Annotated in this window: 3 protein-coding genes and 1 pseudogene; all 4 read right to left on the minus strand. The window is 73.8% G+C overall.

The features are described 5' to 3' along the window. The coding region (locus IH13_RS0122665) for a trehalase-like domain-containing protein (protein WP_234433358.1) at positions 1 to 767 on the minus strand (767 nt) is incomplete at its 3' end. A 30-nt stretch (positions 768 to 797) separates the two neighbouring features. Then, a complete protein-coding gene (locus tag IH13_RS0122670; RefSeq protein WP_031087253.1) occupies positions 798 to 1,907 on the minus strand; it encodes an enolase C-terminal domain-like protein in 1,110 nt (369 codons plus the stop codon). Continuing rightward, positions 1,904 to 3,707 (minus strand): annotated as a pseudogene (locus IH13_RS38155) (thiamine pyrophosphate-requiring protein). The gene IH13_RS0122670 and the pseudogene IH13_RS38155 overlap by 4 nt, the downstream one beginning before the upstream one ends. Positions 3,708 to 3,771: 64 nt before the next feature. Beyond that, a partial coding sequence (locus IH13_RS0122680; RefSeq protein ID WP_031087255.1) for an FAD-binding and (Fe-S)-binding domain-containing protein occupies positions 3,772 to 5,802 on the minus strand: 2,031 nt, incomplete at its 5' end.

Genomic DNA, 5,802 nt, shown 5'->3' on the forward strand with positions numbered 1-5,802 from the left:
CCCATGCCGCCGGTCCGGGCGGTCAGTCCGCGCAGCACGGCGCAGGCGTGTCGCGCGTCCTCGGGGGCGAGGGTGCCGGCCGGTGTGGGCACCTCGCGGAGCCAGGCGCTCTCGGTCGCGTGCCAGAGGCGCGTGGCGTCGCGGTCGGCGGTGTGCCCGGCCGGCGTCCGCTCGCCGAGTTCGAGCACCAGGTCGTGGGTGTCGCCCGGTTCCAGGCGGAGCTCCATGGCCAGCCCGGTGGCCCTGAGCGCGTGGCGTACGGGGTGCGCGGAGTCCGCCCCGCTCCAGCGCCACCGCAGCGGCCCGTCGCGTCCGGTCCAGGTCCCGTCGTCCTCGCGGTGCGGCCGGCGGTGCCGGCCGGAGCCGAAGTCCGCCTGCGGCTCCAGTTCCACCCTGAGGTGGGCCGGGCCCTTGACCGCGGTGATCCGGCGCAGCAGTACGGCGTGGTCCGGGTCGCCGGGGAAGGCGAGGGCTTCCCGGCACTCGACGATGCCCTGCCCGGTGATCCAGCGGCTGCGCCAGATCAGGGTGCCGGCCTCGTAGGAGCCGCCCCACACGTGACGTCCCCGCGGGGTGACGGTGTAGTGGCCGGGGCCGCCGATGAGCGAGGCGAAGACGGCTCCGGAGTCCCAGCGCGGGACGCACATCCAGACGATGTCCCCCCGCGGGCCGACCAGGGCCCCGCGCTCACCGTCGGCGATCAGCGCGTACTCCCGCAGCACGTGGGGGGCCGGGGCGGCGGGCCGGGGGACGTACAGGGGGGTCACTCGGTTTCCTCGCTGTGGGTCGAAGGGCCGTCAGACGCGGTACCGTTCCGCCGCCTCGGTCCGCAGGGTCAGGCCGAGGCCCGGGCTCTGCGCCTCGCCGGGCCGGACCGTTCCGCCGTGCGGGTCCAGCACGCCGTCGAAGAGGTGCTGTTCGATCCGGGTGTGGTCGTGGAACCATTCCAGGTGGCGGAGGTTGGGGACGCAGGCGGCGGCATGGGCGTGGGCGTGCGGGGCGCAGTGGCCGGAGATCTGGAGCCCGGCCGCCTCGGCCAGCGCGGCAACCCGCAGCCATACGGTGATGCCGCCGCAGCGGGTGGCGTCCGCCTGCAGGCAGTCCACGGCGTCCGCGGCGAGCATCCGGTGGAAGTAGGGCAGGGTGTAGCCGTATTCGCCGGCCGCCACGTCGGCCGTGACCGCCGCCCGGACCTGCCCGAGTCCCGTCAGGTCGTCGGAGGAGACGGGCTCCTCGAACCAGGTGACGCCCGCTTCCGCGAGGAAGACTCCGGTCCGGACGGCTTGTTTGCGTGTGTACGCGCCGTTGGCGTCCACGTACAGCTCCGCCGTGTCCCCGATGCTCCGGCGGGCGCGGATGACGCGCTCCCGGTCCCGTTCCGCGTCGCCGCCCCAGGACCCGCCGATCTTGATCTTGACCCGGGGGATGCCCTGCCCGTGCACCCAGGCGCGGAGTTGCCGGTCCTGCCGGTCGTCGTCGTAGGTGGTGAAGCCGCCGCTGCCGTAGACGGGGACCTCCTGACGGCATGCCCCGAGCAGCCGGGTGAGGGGCAGGTCCAGCAGGCGGGCCTTGAGGTCCCACAGGGCGATGTCGACGGCCGAGAGCGCTCCGGCGACCAGCCCGGGGCGGCCGGTGTTGCGGACCGCCCGGTGCATCGCCTCGTTGGCCGCCGGGACGTCCCACACCGGCCGGCCCGTGACGACGCCGGCCAGGTGCTGTTCGACGGCCTGGACGGTCGCCGGGGAGCCGTAGGTGTAGCCGAGCCCGGTGGTGGCGCCGGAGTGCGCCCGCACCACGACGAGGGTGGTGGACTCCCAGGCCAGGGTGCCGTCGCCTTCCGGCGCGTCGGTGGGGACGGTGTAGGCGGTGGCGTCGACCGCCTCCACCGGGGGACCTGGGGAGCTCACCGGTCCTGCCCGGAACCGGGGTCCTTCTCCTGGTGCCGGTGCCCGGGGAGGAACTCCTGCACCTTCGCCTTGATGCCCTGCTTGACCACGTCACCGCGGTCGCTGTCCCCCTTGACGAGGGCGGAGGCCACGGCTTCGGCCTGTTCCCTGGTGGCGTGCGGCGGGATGGGCGGGACGGCCGGATCGGTGCGGAAGTCGATCACGAAGGGCCGGTCGGCGGCGAGTGCCTGACGCCACGCCGCCTCCACCTGCTCCGGCTTCTCCACCCGGACGCCGCCGAGCCCGATGGAGCGGGCGAAGTCGGCGTAGGGGACGTCCGGGATCGCCTGGGAGGGCAGGAACTGCGGAGCGCCCGACATGGCCCGCATCTCCCAGGTGACCTGGTTGAGGTCCCGGTTGTTCAGCACGGCGACGATCAGGCGCGGGTCCTGCCACTCGTGCCGGTACTTGGCGGCGGTGACGAGTTCGGCCATGCCGTTCATCTGCATGGCGCCGTCCCCGACGATCGCCAGGGCCGGGCGGTCGGGGTGGGCGAACTTGGCGCCGATGGCGTACGGCACACCGGGGCCCATGGTGGCGAGCGTGCCGGACAGGGAGCCGCGCATCCCCCCGCGGATCCGCAGGTGGCGGGCGTACCAGTTCGCCGCCGAGCCGGAGTCGGCGGTCAGGATCACGTCGTCGGGCAGGAGGGCGTCGAGGCTGTGCACGACGTACTCGGGATTGATCGGGTCGGCCTCCACCGCGGCGCGGCGCTCCATGACGTCCCACCAGCGGGCGGTGTCCTTCTCGATCTTCTTCCGCCAGGCGCCGTGCTTCTTCCGCTTCAGCCGCGGCAGCAGGGCGGCCAGGGTCGCCTGCGCGTCGCCGGCCAGATTGACCTCGAACGGGTAGCGCAGCCCGAGCATCGAGGGGTCGATGTCGATCTGCACGGCGCGGGCCTGGTCGAACTCCGGCAGGAACTGGGCGTACGGGAAGTTGGAGCCCACCACGAGCAGGGTGTCGCAGTCCGTCATCAGCTCGTCCCAGCAGGCCGATCGAGCCGGTGACGTACGGCAGGTCGTCGGGGAGCACGTCCTTGCCGAGCAGCGCCTTGGCGACGCCGGCGCCGAGGCGCTCCGCCACCGCCTCGACCTCGGCCCGGGCGCCCCGGGCGCCCTGCCCGATGAGGAGGGCCACCTTCTCGCCCGCGTTCAGCACCCCGGCGGCCCGGTCCAGGGCCTCGTCGCCCGGTACGGGGGCGGAGAGGGACAGGCCGAGGCTGGACGGAACCATCTTGAAGGCGTGGGTGGGCGGCGTGTAGTCGAGTTCCTGGACGTCGCCGGGGATGATGACGGCCGTCACGGTCCGCTTGCCGTAGGCGGTGCGGAAGGCCCGGTCGATGACGTTGGGCAGCTGCTCGGGGACGGTGACCATCTCGCAGAAGTCGGAGGCCACGTCCTTGTACAGGCTGAGCAGGTCGACCTCCTGCTGGTAGGAGCCGCCCATGGCGCTGCGGTTGGTCTGTCCGACGATCGCGACCACGGGCACGTGGTCCAGCTTCGCGTCGTACAGGCCGTTGAGGAGGTGGATGGCGCCGGGGCCCGAGGTCGCCGCGCAGACACCCACCTTGCCGGAGAACTTGGCGTAGCCCACGGCCTGGAACGCGGCCATCTCCTCGTGCCGGGCCTGGACGAACTCCGGTTCGTTCTCGGCTCGCCCCCAGGCGGCGAGCAGACCGTTGATGCCGTCGCCCGCGTAGGCGAAGACGTGGTCCACCTCCCACTCGCGCAGCCGCTGCAGTACGTAGTCGGACACCTTCATCGACACGGGTTCCTGCTTTCTCTCCGAGGTGCGGGGACAGCCCCCCGCACGGTCCGTCGGTCGGTCAGCGCCGGATGCGGCGCAGGAGCGCGTACGCCGTGGCGCCGAGGGCCGCCGTCGCCGCGGCCGTGACCAGCCGGGCGTCCCGGGCGGGAGTCTCCGGCCGGGCGACGGCCTTCTCCGGGTGGTCGGCGGGCGGTGGCCCGTCGAGTCCGAGCGCGAGCGCCTCGGCCAGGTGCATCGCCCGCCGGCCGGTGGAGCCCTGCTCGATCTGGGTACGGCAGCTGAAGCCGTCCGCGAGGACGAACGACGCGGGCGGCGCCTCCCGTACGGCGGGCAGCACCCCGTGCTCCCCGACGGCCATGGACAGCTCGTGGTGCCCGCGTTCGAAGCCGAAGTTGCCGGCGAGGCCGCAGCAGCCCTCGTCGAGCACCCCGGCGTCGATCCCCGCGCGCCGCAGCAGTTCGCGGTCGGCGTCGTACTTGGTCACCGCGTGCTGGTGGCAGTGGGTCTGGACGACGGCGGACCGGGCGAGCCGCGGGGGCCGCCAGTCGTCGGGGGCGTCGTTCACCAGCAGCTCGGCGAAGGTCCGGAACTGCGTGGACAGCCGCCGCACGTCCTGGTCGTCCGGCATCAGCGCGGGGGCGTCGGAGCGGAAGACGGCGGTGCACGAGGGTTCCAGCCCCACCACCGGGGTCCCCGCCTCGGTCCAGGGGCGCAGGACGTCCAGGGTGCGCCGCAACACCTTCCGGGCGGTGGCCGGCTGGCCGGTGGAGATCCAGGTGAGTCCGCAGCACACGGCGCGGCCCGGCACGGCGACCCGGAACCCGGCGTCCTCCAGCACCCGTACGGCGGCCTTCGCGACGGCCGGGTGGAAGTACGTGGAGAACGTGTCGGGCCACAGGACGACGGCGCGCGGATCGGCGGGGTCGGGCTCGGGGGTACCGCGCGCGGCCCACCACTGCACGAAGGACTCCTCGGCGAAGGCGGGGGCGTCCCGCTCCCCGGCGACCCCCGCGAGGCGCTTACCGGCCCGCGCGAGGCCGGGGGCCCCGAGTACGGCGTTCAGCAGCCGGGGGGCGGCGCGGGACAGCCGGGCCCACAGCGGGAGCCAGCCCAGCGAGTAGTGCGCGGCGGGGCGCAGCCGGCCGGCGTAGTGGTGGGAGAGGAACTCCGCCTTGTACGTGGCCATGTCCACGCCCACGGGGCAGTCCGACTTGCAGCCCTTGCAGGCGAGGCAGAGGTCGAGGGCGTCCCTGACCTCGGTGGAGCGCCATCCGTCGGTGACGGCGGAGTCGGCGTGCCCGCCGAGCATTTCGAACAGCAGACGGGCCCGGCCGCGGGTGGAGTGCTCCTCCTCGCCCGTCGCCCGGTAGGAGGGGCACATGACGCCGCCCTGGTGGCTGCGGCAGTTGCCGACGCCGACGCAGCGCATCACTGCGCGGGTGAAGGAGCGGTCGTCCTCCGGGTAGGCGAACTCGGTCCGCTCGCTCCGGGGACTCCACAGGGGGCCGAGGCGGAGGTTCTCGTCGGTGCGGTGAGGGGCGACGACCTTGCCCGGGTTCATCCGGTCGTCCGGGTCGAAGAGGGCCTTCAGCTCACCGAACGCGGTGACCAGCCTCTCTCCGAACATCCGGGTCAGCAGCTCGCCGCGGGCCTGCCCGTCGCCGTGTTCGCCCGACAGGGACCCGCCGTACGAGACGACGAGGTCGGCGGCGCGGAACAGGAACGCCCGGAACGCCGCCACGCCGTCGGCCGTCCTCAGTTCGAACGGGATGCGGGTGTGCACACAGCCCTGGCCGAAGTGCCCGTAGAGCGAGGCCGCGTCGTAACCGAACTCACCGAAGAGCGCGCGCAGGTCGCGCAGGTAGTCCCCGAGCCGGTCGGGGGGCACCGCCGAGTCCTCCCAGCCCTCCCAGGTCTCCCTGCCGTCCGGCGGCCGGGCGGTGACCCCCAGCCCGGCCTCCCGTGCCCTGAGCATCCTCCGCTCACGTCCCGGGTCGTCGGAGAAGGCCACCCCCGGGTCGTCCTCGCTCCGGCCGATCGCGCCGAGCAGCTCGCGTACCTGGGTGTCGGCGGCCTCCCGGCTCCCGCC

The sequence above is a fragment of the Streptomyces sp. NRRL WC-3549 genome (assembly GCF_000721935.1).
Classification (GTDB): Bacteria; Actinomycetota; Actinomycetes; order Streptomycetales; family Streptomycetaceae; genus Streptomyces.